General features: G+C 61.7%; 14 protein-coding genes. 7 read left to right on the top strand and 7 right to left on the bottom strand.

Features of this window, described 5'->3' with window-relative positions:
• Nucleotides 1-52: 52 nt before the first annotated feature.
• Nucleotides 53-484: an NINE protein gene (locus tag ACA072_RS27280; RefSeq protein ID WP_497621777.1), complete on the top strand. Its 432-nt coding sequence runs from the start codon at nt 53-55 to the stop codon at nt 482-484.
• A gap of 124 nt (nt 485-608) precedes the next feature.
• Here the strand turns inward: ACA072_RS27280 and ACA072_RS27275 are convergent, their stop codons facing one another.
• The 7 genes from ACA072_RS27275 to gshB form a co-directional block, all read right to left on the bottom strand.
• On the bottom strand, nt 609-1880 hold the full coding sequence (locus ACA072_RS27275; protein WP_497621775.1) for a dihydroorotase: 1272 nt from the start codon (nt 1878-1880) through the stop codon (nt 609-611).
• On the bottom strand, nt 1877-2881 hold the full coding sequence (locus tag ACA072_RS27270; protein WP_007897943.1) for an aspartate carbamoyltransferase catalytic subunit: 1005 nt from the start codon (nt 2879-2881) through the stop codon (nt 1877-1879). The genes ACA072_RS27275 and ACA072_RS27270 overlap by 4 nt, the downstream gene beginning before the upstream one ends.
• 27 nt (nt 2882-2908) lie before the next feature.
• Nucleotides 2909-3412: a bifunctional pyr operon transcriptional regulator/uracil phosphoribosyltransferase PyrR gene (pyrR, locus tag ACA072_RS27265; RefSeq protein ID WP_497621773.1), complete on the bottom strand. Its 504-nt coding sequence runs from the start codon at nt 3410-3412 to the stop codon at nt 2909-2911.
• Between the two features lie 91 nt (nt 3413-3503).
• Entirely contained in the window at nt 3504-3941 is a 438-nt protein-coding gene (ruvX, locus tag ACA072_RS27260; protein WP_003195067.1) for a Holliday junction resolvase RuvX, read from the bottom strand.
• The gene (locus tag ACA072_RS27255; RefSeq protein ID WP_077747229.1) at nt 3941-4513 is read right to left on the bottom strand and encodes a YqgE/AlgH family protein; all 573 of its coding nucleotides are present in this window, start codon (nt 4511-4513) and stop codon (nt 3941-3943) included. The genes ruvX and ACA072_RS27255 overlap by 1 nt, the downstream gene beginning before the upstream one ends.
• Nucleotides 4514-4734: 221 nt before the next feature.
• Nucleotides 4735-5634 (bottom strand): TonB family protein, encoded by a 900-nt coding sequence (locus ACA072_RS27250; RefSeq protein ID WP_497621772.1) that lies wholly within the window; start codon nt 5632-5634, stop codon nt 4735-4737.
• A 77-nt stretch (nt 5635-5711) separates the two neighbouring features.
• Nucleotides 5712-6665: a glutathione synthase gene (gene gshB / locus ACA072_RS27245; RefSeq protein ID WP_438658925.1), complete on the bottom strand. Its 954-nt coding sequence runs from the start codon at nt 6663-6665 to the stop codon at nt 5712-5714.
• 233 nt (nt 6666-6898) lie between these two features.
• Here gshB and pilG point away from each other — a divergent pair, with 233 nt between their 5' ends.
• The 6 genes from pilG (at nt 6899) to ACA072_RS27215 (ending at nt 16888) form a co-directional block, all read left to right on the top strand.
• Nucleotides 6899-7303, top strand: a complete 405-nt coding sequence (gene pilG, locus ACA072_RS27240; RefSeq protein WP_219095115.1) for a twitching motility response regulator PilG — start codon at nt 6899-6901, stop codon at nt 7301-7303.
• Nucleotides 7304-7360: 57 nt separating this feature from the next.
• Complete coding sequence (gene pilH, locus ACA072_RS27235) at nt 7361-7726, top strand: twitching motility response regulator PilH (RefSeq protein WP_007987790.1); 366 nt, start codon at nt 7361-7363, stop codon at nt 7724-7726.
• A gap of 10 nt (nt 7727-7736) precedes the next feature.
• The gene (locus tag ACA072_RS27230) at nt 7737-8276 is read left to right on the top strand and encodes a chemotaxis protein CheW (protein ID WP_497621770.1); all 540 of its coding nucleotides are present in this window, start codon (nt 7737-7739) and stop codon (nt 8274-8276) included.
• Nucleotides 8277-8425: 149 nt separating this feature from the next.
• Complete coding sequence (locus ACA072_RS27225) at nt 8426-10483, top strand: methyl-accepting chemotaxis protein (RefSeq protein WP_497621768.1); 2058 nt, start codon at nt 8426-8428, stop codon at nt 10481-10483.
• Nucleotides 10484-10536: 53 nt separating this feature from the next.
• A complete protein-coding gene (locus tag ACA072_RS27220) occupies nt 10537-16437 on the top strand; it encodes an Hpt domain-containing protein (protein ID WP_497621766.1) in 5901 nt (1966 codons plus the stop codon).
• Nucleotides 16430-16888: a chemotaxis protein CheW gene (locus ACA072_RS27215; RefSeq protein WP_497621765.1), complete on the top strand. Its 459-nt coding sequence runs from the start codon at nt 16430-16432 to the stop codon at nt 16886-16888. Before ACA072_RS27220 ends, ACA072_RS27215 begins: the two co-directional genes overlap by 8 nt.
• Nucleotides 16889-16944 lie beyond the last annotated feature (56 nt).

Here is a 16944-nt window from a genome sequence, read left to right as displayed (position 1 = left end):
AAGTCACAAAGAATTCAAGAATATTTATCTATCGTGTGAATCGAGGTCCTTCATGAACACCTATCACCAGGCCGGATCGCAGCAAGATACGCACAGCAAAATGATCGGCTATCTGCTGTGGATTTTTGGTTTTACCGGGGCTCACCGCTTCTATTACGGCAAGCCGGTGACCGGGACGATCTGGTTTTTCACGTTTGGATTATTGGGTATCGGCTGGCTGATCGACGTGTTTCTGATCCCGGCCATGGACCGTGAAGCGGACCTGCGTTTTACCGCCGGGCCCATCGAGTACAACGTGGCGTGGATTCTGCTGACGTTTCTTGGGGTATTCGGCGTGCACCGGATGTATCAGGGGAAGTGGATCAGCGGATTACTGTACCTGGTGACGGGCGGGTTGTTCTTTCTGGGGGTGTTGTATGACTTCTGGACGCTGAATGATCAGGTTTCTGTGCGCAATGCCCAGAACAGAGGCACTTTCCAGTAAGTTGTGATGATCGTTCCCACGCTCTGCGTGGGAATGCCTCACCGGACGCTCCGCGTCCGCTCTTGGGACGCAAAGCGTCCCTGGCTGCGTTCCCACGCAGAGCGTGGGAACGATCAGATTGCGCTTAAGCCTGGTGGCTAATCCGGCCATCCACCAGGGTGTAACGCACGACACCCGGCAAGCTATGCCCAATAAACGGGCAGTTCTCACCCTTGGACAGCCAGGTCTCACCGGCCACGGTCGAAGCCGCCGGATCAAACAGCACGATGTCCGCCGGCCCACCTACCGCCAGCTTGCCCGCTGGCAAACGCAACGCCTCGGCAGGTCCGGTGCTGAGTCGCGCCAACAACGTCGGCAGATCCAGCAACCCATCCTCCACCAGCGTCATCGCCAACGGCAGCAACAGTTCAACACTGCTGATGCCCGGCTCGGTGGCGCCAAACGGCGCCAGTTTGGCGTCCCGCTCGTGCGGCTGGTGATGGCTGGAGATGGCCGAGACGACGCCCGACTTCACTGCGGCACGCAAGCCATCGCGGTCAGCGCGGGTGCGCAGCGGCGGCTGGACGTGATAGAGGCTGCTGAAGTCGATCAGCGCTTCGTCGGTCAGGATCAGCTGATACAGCGCGACATCGGCGGTCACCGGCAAGCCACGAGCCTGGGCCTGAGCGATCAGGGCCACACCGCGCGCGCTGGTGAGCTGGCTGAAGTGCGCACGCACACCGCTTTGCTCGACCAGCAGCAGGTCCCGGGCCAGGGCCACGGTTTCAGCGGTTTCCGGAATGCCCGGCAAGCCGAGGAAGCTCGCGGTCGGGCCTTCGTGGGCCAGGCCACCTTCGGCCAGGTCGTGGTCCTGAGAGTTGAAAATCACTGTCAGGTCGAAAGTCGCCGCGTATTCCAGCGCCCGGCACAGCGTGCGGGTGTTGCGGAAACTGTCCAGGCCGTTGCCGAAAGCCACGCAACCGGCATCGCGCAAGGCGACCAGTTCGGCCAGCTGTTCGCCTTCCAGGCCTTTGCTCAGGGCGCCGATCGGGAAGACTTTGGTGTTGCCGGCCTCGCGGGCACGGTCGAGGATCAGTTCGGCCACGGCCGAGGTGTCCAGCACCGGTCTGGTTTTCGGCGGGCAGCACAGGCTGGTCACGCCACCGGCGGCGGCGGCGCGGGTTTCACTGATGATCGAGCCTTTGCGGCTGTAACCCGGCTCACGCAGGGCGACGTTCAGGTCAACCAGGCCGGGGGCGGCCACCAGGCCTTTGGCGTCAAGGGTGTCGACGGGCACAAAACCAGCCGGCGCGGCGCCAAGGGCGACGATCTTGCAGGCTTCAATATGAATGTCGGTGACTTTATCCAGGCCAGTGGCTGGATCGATGACGCGGGCGCCGAGAATGCTGAGCTTCACTGGGCGTTCTCCTGCTCAAATTGACGTTGCGCAGTCTGCCCGCTCATGGCCATGGACAACACAGCCATACGAATCGCGATGCCGTAGGTGACCTGATTGAGGATCACCGAGTGCGGACCGTCGGCCACTGCCGACTCAATCTCCACCCCACGGTTGATCGGCCCCGGGTGCATGACGATGCAATCCGGCTTGGCCCCGGCCAGGCGCGCGGTGGTCAGGCCGAACAGGCGATAGAACTCGCCTTCGCTCGGCAGCAGGCCACCAGTCATGCGCTCGCGTTGCAGGCGCAACATGATCACCACGTCGACGTCTTTCAGGCCTTCGGTCATGTCGGTGTAAACCTTCACGCCGTATTGCTCGATGCCGATCGGCAGCAGGGTTTTCGGTGCAATGACGCGGATGTCCGGGCAGCCGAGGGTTTTCAGCGCGAGCATGTTCGAGCGCGCCACCCGCGAATGCAGGATGTCGCCGACGATGGCCACCGAGAGGTTCTCGAAGCCGCCCTTGTGCCGACGGATCGTCAGCATGTCGAGCATGCCTTGGGTCGGGTGGGCGTGACGGCCGTCGCCGCCGTTGATGATCGCCACTTGCGGGCAGACATGTTCGGCGATGAAGTGCGCCGCGCCGGAATCACCGTGACGCACGACGAACATGTCGGCAGCCATGGCTTCCAGGTTGCGCAGGGTGTCGAGCAGGGTTTCGCCCTTGCTCGCCGACGATGTCGACACGTTCAGCGTGATCACGTCGGCCGACAGGCGCTGGGCCGCCAGTTCGAACGTGGTGCGGGTGCGGGTGGAGTTTTCGAAGAACACATTGCACACGGTCTTGCCGCGCAGCAACGGGACTTTCTTCACCGCCCGGGCGCCGACTTCGAGGAACGAGTCGGCGGTGTCGAGGATTTCCGTCAGCAACTCGCGGCGCAAACCGTCGAGCGAGAGGAAGTGTCGCAGCTGGCCCTGATCATTGAGCTGCAGCGGGCGCTTGGTTTCTAGAGGCGTCATCGCGAGGGGGACTCTCAATAGGGCGAATTAAAGGGCGAGGTCTTGCAGTTCTAGCTTGAGCTCCGGGCCGGACAGCTTCACGCGCTCGTGGCCAGCCAGTTCCAGCGTCGCGCCGACCACGTTCGGGCGGATCGGCAGCTCACCGGCGTCCAGGTCCAGCAGGCACACCAGCGTCACGCTGGCCGGGCGGCCGTAGTCGAACAATTCATTCATGGCGGCGCGGATGGTCCGACCGCTCATCAGCACGTCATCGATCAGCACCAGGTGCTGGCCTTCGATTTCGAACGGCAGGGCGGACGGGCGCACTTGCGGGTGCAGGCCGTTCTGGCTGAAGTCGTCACGGTAGAAGGACACGTCCAGGGTGCCAAGGGGCGAATCGCTGCCCAGTTCTTCGAGCAACGCCTGGGCGACCCAGACACCGCCGGTACGAATGCCGATGTAACGCGGTTCGCTGATGCCGCGGTGTTCCAGGTGTGCCTTGAGACTGATCGCCATCTGGCTGATCAGTTCGGCGGGATTGGGCAGGCTCATGGTTGCTCCTTCTTGGGCCCGAGCCCTGCCTTTGAGTAAGGCTGCGGGGTTTGGCTCGGGTTGTAGCTAAGAGAGACGCCGTGACGGCTCTTCAGGATTCGAACAGTGCGGTGTTTTCGTCGAGCCAGCCTTGCAGCAGCAGGGCGGCGGCGATGGCATCGACCGGGTTGTCTCGGTAGCTGCCTTTTTGTCCGCCACGATCACGCCGTTCACCCTTGGCTTCGAAGGTGGTCAGGCGTTCATCGTGGGTATAGAAGGGCAGGTTGTAGCGGCCATTCAGGCGGCGGGCGAATTTCTCCGCGCGCAGGCACATGTCGCTCGGCGTGCCGTCCATGTTCAGCGGCAGGCCGACGACTACAGCGTCGGGCTTCCACTCTTTAATGAGGGCTTCGACCTGGTTCCAGTCGGGAACACCGTTTTGCGCTTTCAAGGTACACAGTTCGCGGGCCTGGCCGGTAATCACCTGGCCGACCGCAACGCCGATCTGTTTGGTGCCGTAGTCGAAACCCAGAATCAGTCGCAGGGCCATCAGGCGTGGCCCGCCTGGCTGGTCAGCAGGCTGAGATTAACCCCAAGGTGCTTGGCCGCCGCGTCCAGGCGCAGCTCGCTGCTGGTGTTGAATAGAATGTCGGCGTCGAACGGACAGGTCAGCCAGGCGTTCTGCGCCAGTTCGGCTTCGAGCTGCCCGGCTTCCCAGCCGGCGTATCCAAGGGCGATCACGCTTTTCGCCGGGCCGACGCCGTCAGCGATGGCGAACAGCACATCCTGGGAGGTGGACAACGAAAGGTCGCCTTCCAGATCAACGGTCGCCTGAAACGTCTTGCCTGAGGGGTGCAGGACAAAGCCGCGATCGGTCTGCACCGGGCCGCCGATAAAGATCGGTACATGCTGGCAGAGCACGGGCGGTTCGATGTCGGGGCGCAATTGCTCGAGGATATCGGCCAGATTCAGGTCTTGCGGCCGGTTGACCACCAGCCCCATGGCACCATTGGCCGTGTGCTCGACGATGTAGGTCAAGGTGTGCGCAAAGTTCGGGTCGGCCATGTGAGGCATGGCGATCAGGAAGTGATGCTTGAGGTAGCTGGGGCTGACGTTCTTCATGAGCGCTAGTGTGGCGTTGGAGGGGCGAACTGACAAGCTGGGGATGCGCAGGAAAATGCTGTCGCACGCCCCTGTAGCAGCTGGCGAAGCCTGCGTCCGACTGCGAAGCAGTCGTAAATCGCCATACGTCATTTATTCAGGATGACCGTGTTTTGCGGGTTTGCGAGGACTGCGTCCTCGAACGCAGGCTTCGCCAGCTGCTACAGAGAGCATGCCGTCCGTTAATTACTGGAGAGCTTGTCCCCGCGGGCAAACTTCCAGGTGCGGATGATTTCCAGTCGGTCAATGTCCGACAAATCCCCGGTAAACGGTGAAAACGGTGCCGCCAGCCGCACAATCCGCTGTGCCGCCTGATCCAGCAGCGGTTGCCCGGAGGATTCCAATACCAGCACTTCATACAGCGAGCCGTCGCGGTTGATCGAGACCATCAGGCGCAAATTGCCGTAGATCTGCTTGCGTCGCGCTTCGTCGGGGTAATTCAGGTTGCCGATGCGCTCGACCTTCTTGCGCCATTCGTCCTTATACCAGGCGCCCTTGTCTTTCATGGTCGAAGCAGCGCTCAGGCGGTGGATGCGCGGGCGCTTGGCGTACAGCTGTTGTTCGTTGGCCAGTTCCGCTTCCAGGCTGGCGATGTCGCTGGACAGCTGCTCGGTGTCAAACGTCGGCGCCGCCACGGCAGGTTTGGTGAGTGGCTTGACCTCTTCGTTCTTGGCCGGGGCTTTTTTCGGCTTCGGCGCAACGGTGGTCACGGCAGCCTTGGGCGCGGCTTCAGGCACTTGCGGCTTGGCGGCCGGCGGTGGCGTGACTTTCTGTACCTTGTTGTCCTGGAACGGCGCGACCTCGGTGGTCTTGGGAATTGCCTTTTTATCCAAGGTGCCGCTGCCTTCCTGATTTTCCTGGGCAAGGAAATCAGCTTTCGCAGGCTTCTTTTCGCTTTTGAAGGTGGCGAGGGTGATTTCCAGGGTTTTGCTGATCTGCTGGGGCTCGACCATCGTAAAACCGACGCCCAGCAGCAAGGCGAGGTGAATCAACGCCGCGAGAAACAGGGTAAATCCGAGGCGATCGGCCGGGCGCACGCCACGGTGGGCGAGTTCAGCGGGCAGATCGGACGGGAGCGTCATGACAAAAAAACCAACATCGCGTTTTTCACAGGCCGCGGATGATAACGCAATGTTGGTCGTCTCTTGGCTGTTCTATATCAACGAGCCTTGAGCTTCTGATCGATGGCATCCATCAGCATCCCGCCAATGTCGGTGCCGAACGCATTATCAATCTCGCGAATGCAGGTCGGGCTGGTGACGTTGATTTCCGTCAGGTGTTCGCCGATCACGTCCAGACCTACAAACAGCAGGCCTTTCTCACGCAGGGTCGGGCCGACCTGGGCGGCGATCCAGCGATCCTTGTCGCTCAGCGGACGGGCTTCGCCACGGCCACCGGCCGCGAGGTTGCCACGGGTTTCGCCGGCTGCCGGGATCCGCGCCAGGCAGTAATCCACCGGCTCGCCGTCGATCATCAGGATGCGTTTGTCGCCGTCCTTGATCGCCGGCAGGTAGGCCTGGCCCATGATCTGCTGGGTGCCCAGCGCGGTCAGGGTTTCCAGAATCACCGACAGGTTCGGATCGCCCGCGCGATGACGGAAGATCGAGGTGCCGCCCATGCCGTCCAGCGGCTTGAGGATCACGTCGCCGTGTTTGGCGGCGAATTCACGCAGCACGTCGGCGCGGCGGCTGACCACGGTCGGCGGCGTGCACTGCGGGAACAGCGTGGCGAACAGCTTTTCGTTGCAGTCACGCAGGCTTTGCGGCTTGTTGACCACCAGCACGCCCGCGCGCTCGGCTTGTTCCAGCAGGTACGTGGAGTAGACGAATTCCATGTCGAACGGCGGATCCTTGCGCATCAGGATCACGTCCAGATCGCTCAGCAGTGCGTCGGTCTCTGCTTCCAGTTCAAACCATTTTTCCGGGTTGGCGAAGACTTTCAGCGGACGCATCCGCGCACGGGCTTCGCCTTCGCCCTGATACAAATCGCGCTGTTCCATATAGAACAGTTCCCAGCCGCGCTTCTGTGCGGCCAGCAGCATGGCCAGCGAGCTATCCTTTTTATAGGAGATGCTGGCAATAGGATCCATGACAATCCCGACGCGAACGCTCATGGGTTTTTCCTCGAATTTGGGGGCCGGAGCGGCTTTGAAAAAGTGGCGTCAGAGTGGCGCTGAGTGTGTTCCCGGTCAAGGAAAAACCACTGCACCCGTCGCCCGATAGATTGGTTTTAGAGACTGTGCTAAAAAGGCTGCCATATCGTTCCGGCCCTTAAACATCAAGGGTTTCGAGCCTCCGGTTATCGGAAATGGACAATTTGATTCGCAAAGGCGACGGCAGAGCATTTATGGACCAGCATTCCAGCGCCTTGAAGGTCATGGTGATCGATGATTCGAAGACGATTCGTCGCACCGCCGAAACGCTGTTGAAGAACGTGGGTTGCGAAGTCATCACGGCCATTGACGGTTTCGATGCCCTGGCCAAGATTGCCGACAATCACCCCGGCATCATCTTTGTCGACATCATGATGCCGCGCCTGGATGGCTATCAGACCTGCGCGCTGATCAAGAACCACAGTGCGTTCAAGTCCACGCCAGTGATTATGCTGTCGTCCAAGGACGGGCTGTTCGACAAGGCCAAGGGGCGCATCGTCGGCTCCGACCAGTTTTTGACCAAGCCTTTCAGCAAGGAAGAACTGCTGAACGCGATCCAGGCCCATGTTCCGGGCTTCGCCGCCGTTTTGCCGCAGTAGGACACGCACAGTGACGCTCGGCCAGCGGGCCCGGCGTCGACAAGAATGGGGAAGACCATGGCACGTATTCTGATCGTCGATGACTCGCCGACCGAAATGTACAAACTGACCGGCATGCTGGAAAAGCACGGTCATGAAGTGTTGAAAGCCGAAAACGGCGCCGACGGCGTGGCCCTGGCCCGCCAGGAAAAACCTGACGCCGTGCTGATGGACATCGTCATGCCCGGCCTCAACGGTTTCCAGGCGACCCGCCAGTTGACCAAAGACCCGGAAACCGGGCACATCCCGGTGATCATCATCACCACCAAGGATCAGGAAACCGACAAGGTCTGGGGCACGCGCCAGGGCGCCAGGGATTACCTGACCAAACCGGTCGACGAAGACACCCTGATCAAAACCCTGAACAACGTGCTGGCCGGTTGATCGTGCGGCCATGACCGAGTCGCTGACGGCTTTCGAACTGCTGCTGCAGATCGACCAGCGCTGTCGCCTGCTGGCGGCGGATCTGCCGTCCCAGCCGACCCGCCAGGATCGCTGGAGCGGCATCGGTTTTCGCTTGGGCGAGCACTGGTACGTCGCGCCCATGGGCGAAGTCAGCGAGGTCTTGCACGAACCGCGTTTCACCCAGTTGCCAGGGGTCAAACCCTGGGTCAAGGGCGTGGCCAACCTGCGCGGGCGCTTGCTGCCTATCATGGATTTGTGCAGCTTCTTCGGTCATGAACAGTCGACCCTGCGCAAACAGCGGCGGGTGTTGGTGGTGGAACACGGTGAAGTGTTTGCCGGGTTGATGGTCGATGAAGTCTTCGGTTTGCAGCACTTTGCCCAGGACAGTCTGGAACCGGTGGTGATGGCCGATCTGCACGGGCCGATTGCAGCGTTCGTCCAGGGCCGGTTTCAGCGTGAGCAGAGCTGGCAAATATTCAGCCCGTTTACGTTGGCGCAGTCGCAAAGCTTTATGCATGTAGCGCTGTAAACGCGGACCCCTTGTGGGAGCGGGCTTGCTCGCGAATGCGGTGTGTCAGTCGACATCAATGCTCAATGATCCATCGCATTCGCGAGCAAGCCCGCTCCCACAGGGAAGCTTCGGCAAGGTACACAGGCGTGGTTAACAGGCGAGGACCGATGATAAAAACAAAAACAGGCAAGCCAGAAGGATCGCGCAGCCGCTCGCAGATCATCGTGCTGTTCATCGCGCTGATCATCTTCATCATGCTGCTGTTCGCCAACTTCGCTTACCTCAACACTCAAGCCACGTACGACAAACAGTACATCGGCCACGCCGGCGAGTTGCGCGTGCTGTCCCAGCGTATCGCCAAGAACGCCACCGAAGCCGCTGCCGGTAAAGCGGCGGCGTTCAAGCTGCTGAGCGACGCACGCAACGACTTCGCCCAGCGCTGGGGTTACCTGAAGAAGGGCGACCCGGCCACCGGCCTGCCGCCGGCGCCGTCTACCGTGCGCCCGGAAATGCGTGCCGTGCAGCTCGACTGGGAACGCCTGCTGAAAAACACCGACGCGATTCTCTCCAGTGAGCAGACCGTATTGTCGCTGCATCAGGTCGCCGCGACGCTGGCCGAAACCGTGCCGCAGTTGCAGGTCGAATACGAAAAAGTCGTCGAGATCCTCTTGCAGCGTGGTGCTCCTGCCGGTCAGGTCGCCATGGCCCAGCGTCAGTCGTTGCTGGCCGAGCGCATTTTGGGCGCGGTCAACACCGTGTTGTCCGGCGACGAAAACTCGCAACAGGCCGCCGATGCGTTCGGTCGTGACGCCGCGCGGTTTGGTCAGGTGCTCAATGGCATGCTCCAGGGCAATGCGTCGCTGCGAGTCAGCCAGGTCGAAGACCGCGATGCGCGCGCCCGGTTGATCGAGATTTCCGAGCTGTTCGAATTCGTCTCCGGCTCTGTGGATGAAATCCTCGAAACCTCGCCGGAGCTGTTCAAGGTTCGCGAATCGGCGAGCAACATTTTCACCCTGTCGCAAACCCTGCTCGACGAAGCCTCGCACCTGGCCACCGGTTTCGAAAACCTGGCCGGCGGGCGCGACACCGACACCATCGGCGGCTACGTGCTGGGCCTGCTGGCGCTGATGTCGATCATCCTTATCGGCCTGGTGATGGTGCGCGAAACCAATCGCCAGCTGCGCGAAACCGCCGAGAAGAACGAGCGCAACCAGAACGCGATCATGCGCCTGCTCGACGAGATCGAAGACCTCGCTGACGGCGACCTGACCGTGACCGCTTCGGTAACCGAAGACTTCACCGGGACCATCGCCGACTCGATCAACTATTCCGTCGACCAACTGCGCGACCTGGTGGCGACCATCAACCTCACCGCCGGCCAAGTCGCCGCCGCCGTGCAGGAAACCCAAGCCACCGCCATGCACCTGGCCCAGGCTTCGGAGCATCAGGCGCAACAGATCAGCGAAGCCTCCACCGCGATCAACGACATGGCCCAGTCTATCGACCAGGTGTCGGCCAACGCGGCCGAGTCCTCGGCGGTGGCCGAGCGTTCGGTGGAAATTGCCAACAAGGGCAACGAGGTGGTGCACAACACCATCCACGGCATGGACAACATTCGCGAGCAGATTCAGGACACCGCCAAGCGGATCAAACGACTGGGCGAGTCCTCTCAGGAAATCGGCGACATTGTCAGCTTGATCGATGACATTGCCGACCAGACAAACATCCTCGCGCTTAACGCGGCCATCCAGGCCTCGATGGCCGGTGACGCCGGGCGCGGTTTTGCGGTGGTGGCCGACGAGGTACAGCGACTGGCCGAGCGCTCGTCCGCCGCTACCCGGCAGATCGAAACGCTGGTGCGGGCGATCCAGACCGACACCAACGAAGCGGTGATTTCCATGGAGCAGACCACCACCGAAGTGGTGCGCGGCGCGCGTCTGGCGCAGGATGCCGGAGTGGCCCTGGAAGAAATCGAAGGCGTATCGAAGACCCTGGCAGCGCTGATCCAGAGCATTTCCAACGCCGCGCAGCAGCAGACGTCTTCGGCCGGTCAGATTTCCCTGACGATGAACGTGATCCAGCAGATCACCACGCAGACTTCGTCAGGCTCCACCGCCACCGCCGAGAGCATCGGCAACCTGGCGAAAATGGCCAGCCAGCTGCGGCGCTCGGTGTCCGGTTTCACCTTGCCGGCGGCCAAGGCGCAGGCTGCGGATAAAGTGTGAATCGCCGGCAGGCGTTCGGGTATTTTTGAGTAGAGCAGTGATTTGGAGTGGTTATGGGTGATCGGCACGACTATGTGGCCCTCGAATGGGTCAAAGGCGAGATTGCCGAAACGCTGAAAGTGGCTCATCAAGCAATCGAAACCCTGCTCGATGACCCTCAGGCGACGCACGCCCTGAGCGATTGCCTGGCGTGCATCCATCAGGTTCACGGCAGTTTGCAGATGGTCGAATTCTACGGCGCGGCCCTGCTCGCCGAAGAAATGGAACACCTGGTCGCTGCCTTGCAGCAGGATCGCGTCAGTCATCGCGACGAGGCGCTTCACCTGTTGCTGCAAGCCCTCGGGCAACTGCCGATCTACCTCGACCGGGTACAAGGCGCGCGCCGTGACCTACCCTTGGTGGTGCTGCCGTTGATCAACGACTTGCGCAGTGCCCGGGGCGACAGTCTGTTGTCGGAAACCAGCCTGTTCAGCCCGCCATTGCTCGACCTGCCGGCACTGGACCAAGAGTCGCTGGCCCTGCTTGAACCGGCGGATTTCCCCAATGTGCTGCGCAAGTTGCGGCAGATGCTGCAGATGGCTTTGGTCGGATTGCTGCGTGAGCAGGATGACGACACTAACCTGGGTTATCTGACCAAGGTTTTTTCACGTTTGGAAGGGCTGTGCGGAAACGCGCCCTTGAGCCCGTTGTGGCAAGTCGCCTCGGCGTTGGTCGAAGGCATGCGCGGGGACTCGATCGCCAATAGCCCGGCGCTGCGCAGCCTGTTCAAGGACGCCGACAAAGAACTCAAACGCCTGCTCGAACAGGGCATACGCGGCATCAATCAGCCGGCACCGCCGGAGTTGCTCAAGAGTTTGCTGTTCTATATTGCCAAGGCCGAACATCCCACCGGGCAGATGCTGACCATGAAAGATCGTTACTCACTGGACGACGCGCTGCCCGACAGCGCAATGGTCGACGAAGAACGTGCCCGCCTGGCCGGTCCGGACCGTGACGCGATGCGCTCGGTGCTCGCCGCGCTCTGCGAAGAGCTGGTGCGGGTCAAGGAACGCCTCGATCTGTTCGTGCGCAGCGACCGCCAGCACACCTCGGACCTTGAAACCTTGTTGGCGCCGTTGCGGCAAATCGCCGACACTCTGGCGGTGCTGGGTTTCGGCCAGCCGCGCAAAGTCATCATCGATCAACTGGCGGTGGTGCTGAGCCTCGCCCAGGGTCAGCGTGAACCCAACGACGCCATTCTCATGGACGTCGCCGGGGCTTTGCTCTACGTCGAAGCGACGCTGGCCGGCATGGTCGGCACCGTTGAGCCGGAGAGCCAGGAAGAAAGTCACCTGCCAACCACCGACCTGACGCAGATCCACCAGATCGTGATCAAGGAAGCGCGCATCTGCCTGCAACAGGCCAAGGACATGATCGTCGACTACATCGACGCCGACTGGGACCGCCAGCATTTGCAGGCATTGCCGGCGTTGCTGACCCAGGTGCGCGGCGCGCTGTCGATGATTCCGTTGAGCCGTGCGGCAAGCCTGATCGAAACCTGCAACCACTTCATTCGCGAGCATCTGCTGCTCGATCCGGGCCAGCCCGGCTGGCAGGAACTGGACAACCTGGCTGACGTCATCACCAGCATCGAGTATTACCTGGAGCGTCTCAGCGACGACCCCGAGGCACCGGGCGAACAATTGCTCGACGTGGCGGAAAAAAGCCTGGCCTCACTCGGGTTTTTCCCCAGCGAACAACAAGTGCCGATGCTTGAAGACGTACTCAGCCCGAGTGAAGCCCAGGTGATGCAGGACCTGCAAGAGCTCGATGATCCCGATACCGTCCAGTCGCTGGCCGATGTCTTGGCCAGCCCGGTGTCTTCGGTCAATCCGCCAGCCCTGACCACCCCGGGCAGCCTGTTGCCACCGCCCGCCGGCGAAGAACCGGTGGACGATGAGCTGCGGGAAGTCTTCCTCGAAGAAACCGATGAGGTCCTGGACATCCTCCGGGAATACTTGCCGCGCTGGACGGCCAATCCGGACGATAAAGCCGCGTTGAGTGAACTGCGCCGGGCGTTCCACACCTTGAAAGGCAGTGGCCGGATGGTCCGTGCGCTGGTGCTGGGCGAGCTGGCGTGGGCCGTGGAAAACCTGCTCAACCGCGTGCTGGAACACAGCGTTGCGCCTGGAGCGGCAGTGCAACAATTGCTCCGCGATGCAATGGACCTGCTGCCGGAGCTGGTGGCCGAATTTGCCGCCAATGCCCAGCGTCAATGCAACCAGGTCGATCAACTGGCCGCTCGCGCCCATGCCCTCGCCAAGGGCGATTTACCGGCCAGCGATGAAGACACCCAGGACGTCGCGGCCCTCGATCCGCTGTTGCTGGAGATCTTTCGCAAGGAAGCCGAGACCCATCTCGCCAGCCTCAACCGCTTCCTCGACCAAGCCGCCGAGCATGTGCCGCTGCAGGCTAGCGATGAGTTGCAGCGCGCATTGCACACCTTGAAGGGCAGCGCCTCGATGGCCGGCGTGTTGCCGATCGCCGAGCTGGCGACGCCGCTGGATCAACTCGCCCGCGAATACAAGGCACACCTGATCGCCCTCGACCTCGACGAAGTCGAATTGCTGCTGGAAGCCGAAGGTCTGTTCCGTCTCGGGCTGCGGCAACTCAAGGATGATCCGCTGGCCGAGATACCGGATGCTGATTCGCTGATCGAGCGCACCAAGGCGCTGCTCGCCGAGCGTCTGGACGCCTTGTTGAAAGCGCCGAACACCGCGCTGCGGATCAAGCGTGATCCGCAGCTGATCAACAACTTCCTGGCCCAGGGCATGGACATCCTGCTGGACGCCGAAAGCTTGTTGCAGCGCTGGCAGCAACACCCCGGCGAGCGTCAGGAACTCAGCGCCTTGCTGGATGAATTGACCACCTTGGGCGAAGGCGCGCACCTCGCCGATCTGCACCCGGTGGATGAACTCTGCGAAGCGTTGCTCGACCTGTACGGCGCGGTGGAAGAAAGCAGCCTGGCGGTCAGCGACCGTTTTTTCCATGAGGCGCAAGGTGCCCACGAAGCGCTGATCAACATGCTCGACGAATTGGCCGCCGGCCAGGAAGTCAGCCCGCAACCGGAACGCATCCGGGCCTTGCGCGGCTTGCTCGATGAAAGCCTGGATCCGTCGTCCATGGGCCTGATTCGCAGCGATGGCAGCCGCACCCTGAGCATCCGGGAACTGGGCAGCGCCACCGCGGAACTGGAACAGACTGCGACCCGGGTCGAGCTCGATGACGAGATCGTTTCGATCTTCCTCGAAGAAGCGGTGGATATCCTCGAGAGTGCCGGCCAGGCCTTGCAGCGCTGGCTGAGCGACCCGGAAAACGCCGCGCCGCTGTCGTCCTTGCAGCGGGATTTGCACACCCTCAAGGGTGGCGCGCGGATGGCCGAGGTCGAGCCGGTCGGTGACCTGGCCCATGAATTGGAAAGTCTTTATGAAGGTTTGGTGGACCGCCGTTACAGCCACAGTGAAACCCTGGCGCAGCTGCTGCAACAGAGCCATGACCGCCTCGCGGTGCTGCTTGAACAGCTGCAAAACCAGCACGCGCTGGGTGCCCCGAATGAGCTGATCGAGGCGATTCGCGAATTCCGTCAAGGCAACGCCAACACCGCCGAAGTGGCGGAACCCGCCCCGGCCAATGACTCGCCGGGGCATGACCCCGAGCTGCTGGACATCTTCCTTGAGGAAGGTTTCGACATCATCGAAAACTCCGGCGCGGCCCTTGTGCGCTGGCAAGCCGAGCCGTCGAACCGTCAGGAAGTGGAAACCCTGTTGCGCGACTTGCACACGCTCAAGGGCGGCGCGCGGATGGTGGAAATTTCACCCATTGGCGACCTCGCCCATGAGCTGGAATTTCTCTACGAAGGCTTGTCCGCAGGCGTGCTGCAACCGACGCCGGCGCTGTTCGCGCTGCTGCAAAGCAGTCACGACCGACTGGCACAAATGCTCGATGCCACCCGCGCCGGTCAACCCTTGCCGCCCGCCGATCGGTTGATCGACTCGATCAAGAACTTCAGTCATCCCGCCGTTATCGATACGCCAGTGGTGCTGCCTGCCGCACCGAAACCCGACACGCCCGCGCCGCAAGCCGAAGCGGGCGCCGACATGGTCAAGGTCTCGGCAGAACTGCTCGACGATCTGGTCAACCTGGCCGGTGAAACCTCAATCTTCCGTGGTCGTATCGAGCAACAGGTCAACGATGCACGGGTTGCCCTGAGCGAAATGGAAACCACCATCGAGCGCATGCGCGATCAGTTGCGCCGACTCGACACCGAAACCCAGGGCAGGATTCTCAGCCGCCAGCAAGTCGATGCAGAACGTCTTGGCTACGAAGAATTCGATCCGCTGGAAATGGACCGTCACTCGCAGTTGCAGCAATTGTCGCGGGCGCTGTTCGAATCCGCGTCCGACCTGCTCGACCTCAAGGAAACCCTCGACCGCCGCAATCAGGACGCGGAAAACCTGCTGCAACAGCAGGGCCGCATCAACACCGAATTGCAGGAAGGCCTGATGCGTACGCGCATGGTGCCTTTCGAGCGAATGCTGCCGCGGCTGAAACGCATCGTGCGGCAGGTCTCTGGTGAGCTGGGCAAAGACGTCGAGTTCATTGTCGGCAACGCCGAAGGCGAGATGGATCGCAACGTTCTTGAACGCATGGCGGCACCGCTGGAGCACATGCTGCGCAACGCCGTGGACCACGGTCTGGAAGCGGCCGAGGTGCGCATCGCGGCCGGCAAACCGGCTCAGGGCCGGATCACCCTCGACCTGTCTCGCGAGGGCGGCGACATCATTTTCGACATCCGCGACGACGGCGCGGGCGTGCCGCTGGACGCGGTACGGCGCAAGGCGATCAAGCGCGGCTTGCTGGCGCCGGACGCCGATATCAGCGACCGCGACGTGCTGCAATTCATCCTGCAACCAGGGTTCTCCACCGCCGAGAAAATCACCCAGATCTCCGGGCGTGGTGTGGGCATGGACGTGGTTCACGAAGAAGTGCGGCAGCTCGGCGGCACCATGGTCATCGACTCGACACCGGGGCAGGGCGTGCATTTCCGGATTCGCCTGCCGTTCACCGTGTCGGTCAACCGCGCGCTGATGGTGCAATGCCTGGAGGATCAATACGCGATCCCGCTGAACACCATCGACGGCATCGTTCGCGTGTTGCCCAACGAACTTGAAGGGCATTACCGGCTCGATCCGCCGACCTATGAATACGCCGGGCAGCGTTACGAACTGTGCTACCTCGGCGAGCTGCTGAAAACCAGCACCCGTCCGAAACTGCTGGGCCAGAGCCTGCCGCTGCCGGTATTGCTGGTGCAATGCAACGAGCGGCACATCGCCGTGCAGGTTGACTCCATGGCCGGTACGCGCGAGATCGTGGTCAAAAGCCTCGGCCCGCAGTTTGCGGCGGTGCAGGGGTTGTCCGGGGCGACGATTCTGGGCGATGGCCGAGTGGTGCTGATTCTTGATTTGCTCGCACCGATCCGCGCCATGCAGGCCCGTGTGCCGCAACAACCGGCGACACAAGACGTTGAGGTCGAGCCGCATAAACCGCTGCTGGTGTTGGTGGTCGACGATTCGGTGACCGTGCGCAAGGTCACCAGCCGTCTGCTGGAACGTCACGGCATGAACGTGCTGACCGCCAAGGACGGGGTCGACGCCATGCTGCTGCTTGAAGAACACATGCCCGACGTGATGCTGCTGGACATCGAAATGCCGCGCATGGACGGCTTCGAAGTAGCGACCCAAGTGCGCAGCGACGAACGTTTGCAGCACTTGCCGATCATCATGATCACTTCCCGCACCGGCCAGAAACACCGCGACCGTGCGATGGCCATCGGCGTCAACGACTACCTCGGCAAGCCGTATCAGGAATCGGTGCTGCTCGACAGCATCGCCCTGTGGAGCAAAACCCATGCTTGAGCACCGCACCAGCAATCTCACCGGGCTGCTGTTGCCGTTGGCTGACCGTAACCTGATTCTGCCCAACGTGGCGGTGGCGGAGTTGATCGACTATCAACCGGGGGCGTTCGATCTGGATACGCCACCGTGGTATCTGGGGTTGGTGAAGTGGCGGGACCGGCAGATTCCGTTACTGAGTTTCGAGTCGGCGTGCGGCCAGAAAATCGTCATCGGCGAGCGGGCGCGAATCGTGATTCTCAATGCCCTCGGTGGGCGCCCGGAGTTGAAGTTTATCGCGCTGTTGGTGCAGGGGATCCCACGGTCGTACAAGCTGGATAGTCAGTTGAGTTACGTCGATGTGCCGTTGTGTCCGCTGGAACAGGCGGCGGTGCAGGTGGGGGAGCAAGTGGCGAAGGTCCCGGATCTGTTGGCGCTGGAGGAGTTGCTTGTTACAGCAGGGTTAGCCCACTGATCGTTCCCACGCTCCGCGTGGGAATGCCTCTTCGGACGCTCCGCGTTCGGCTGTTG

Source organism: Pseudomonas sp. LBUM1656 (assembly GCF_059716065.1).
Note: the sequence above shows the minus strand (reverse complement) of the source record. Positions and strands in the feature narration are given on the sequence as shown.

Coding starts and splice junctions, on each gene's coding strand:
- ACA072_RS27280 (WP_497621777.1), top strand. CDS start 53: ATGAACACCTATCACCAGGCCGGATCGCAGCAAGATACGCACAGCAAA.
- ACA072_RS27270 (WP_007897943.1), bottom strand. CDS start 2,881: ATGACGCCTCTAGAAACCAAGCGCCCGCTGCAGCTCAATGATCAGGGC.
- pyrR (WP_497621773.1), bottom strand. CDS start 3,412: ATGAGCCTGCCCAATCCCGCCGAACTGATCAGCCAGATGGCGATCAGT.
- ruvX (WP_003195067.1), bottom strand. CDS start 3,941: ATGGCCCTGCGACTGATTCTGGGTTTCGACTACGGCACCAAACAGATC.
- ACA072_RS27255 (WP_077747229.1), bottom strand. CDS start 4,513: ATGAAGAACGTCAGCCCCAGCTACCTCAAGCATCACTTCCTGATCGCC.
- ACA072_RS27250 (WP_497621772.1), bottom strand. CDS start 5,634: ATGACGCTCCCGTCCGATCTGCCCGCTGAACTCGCCCACCGTGGCGTG.
- gshB (WP_438658925.1), bottom strand. CDS start 6,665: ATGAGCGTTCGCGTCGGGATTGTCATGGATCCTATTGCCAGCATCTCC.
- pilG (WP_219095115.1), top strand. CDS start 6,899: ATGGACCAGCATTCCAGCGCCTTGAAGGTCATGGTGATCGATGATTCG.
- pilH (WP_007987790.1), top strand. CDS start 7,361: ATGGCACGTATTCTGATCGTCGATGACTCGCCGACCGAAATGTACAAA.
- ACA072_RS27230 (WP_497621770.1), top strand. CDS start 7,737: ATGACCGAGTCGCTGACGGCTTTCGAACTGCTGCTGCAGATCGACCAG.
- ACA072_RS27225 (WP_497621768.1), top strand. CDS start 8,426: ATGATAAAAACAAAAACAGGCAAGCCAGAAGGATCGCGCAGCCGCTCG.
- ACA072_RS27220 (WP_497621766.1), top strand. CDS start 10,537: ATGGGTGATCGGCACGACTATGTGGCCCTCGAATGGGTCAAAGGCGAG.
- ACA072_RS27215 (WP_497621765.1), top strand. CDS start 16,430: ATGCTTGAGCACCGCACCAGCAATCTCACCGGGCTGCTGTTGCCGTTG.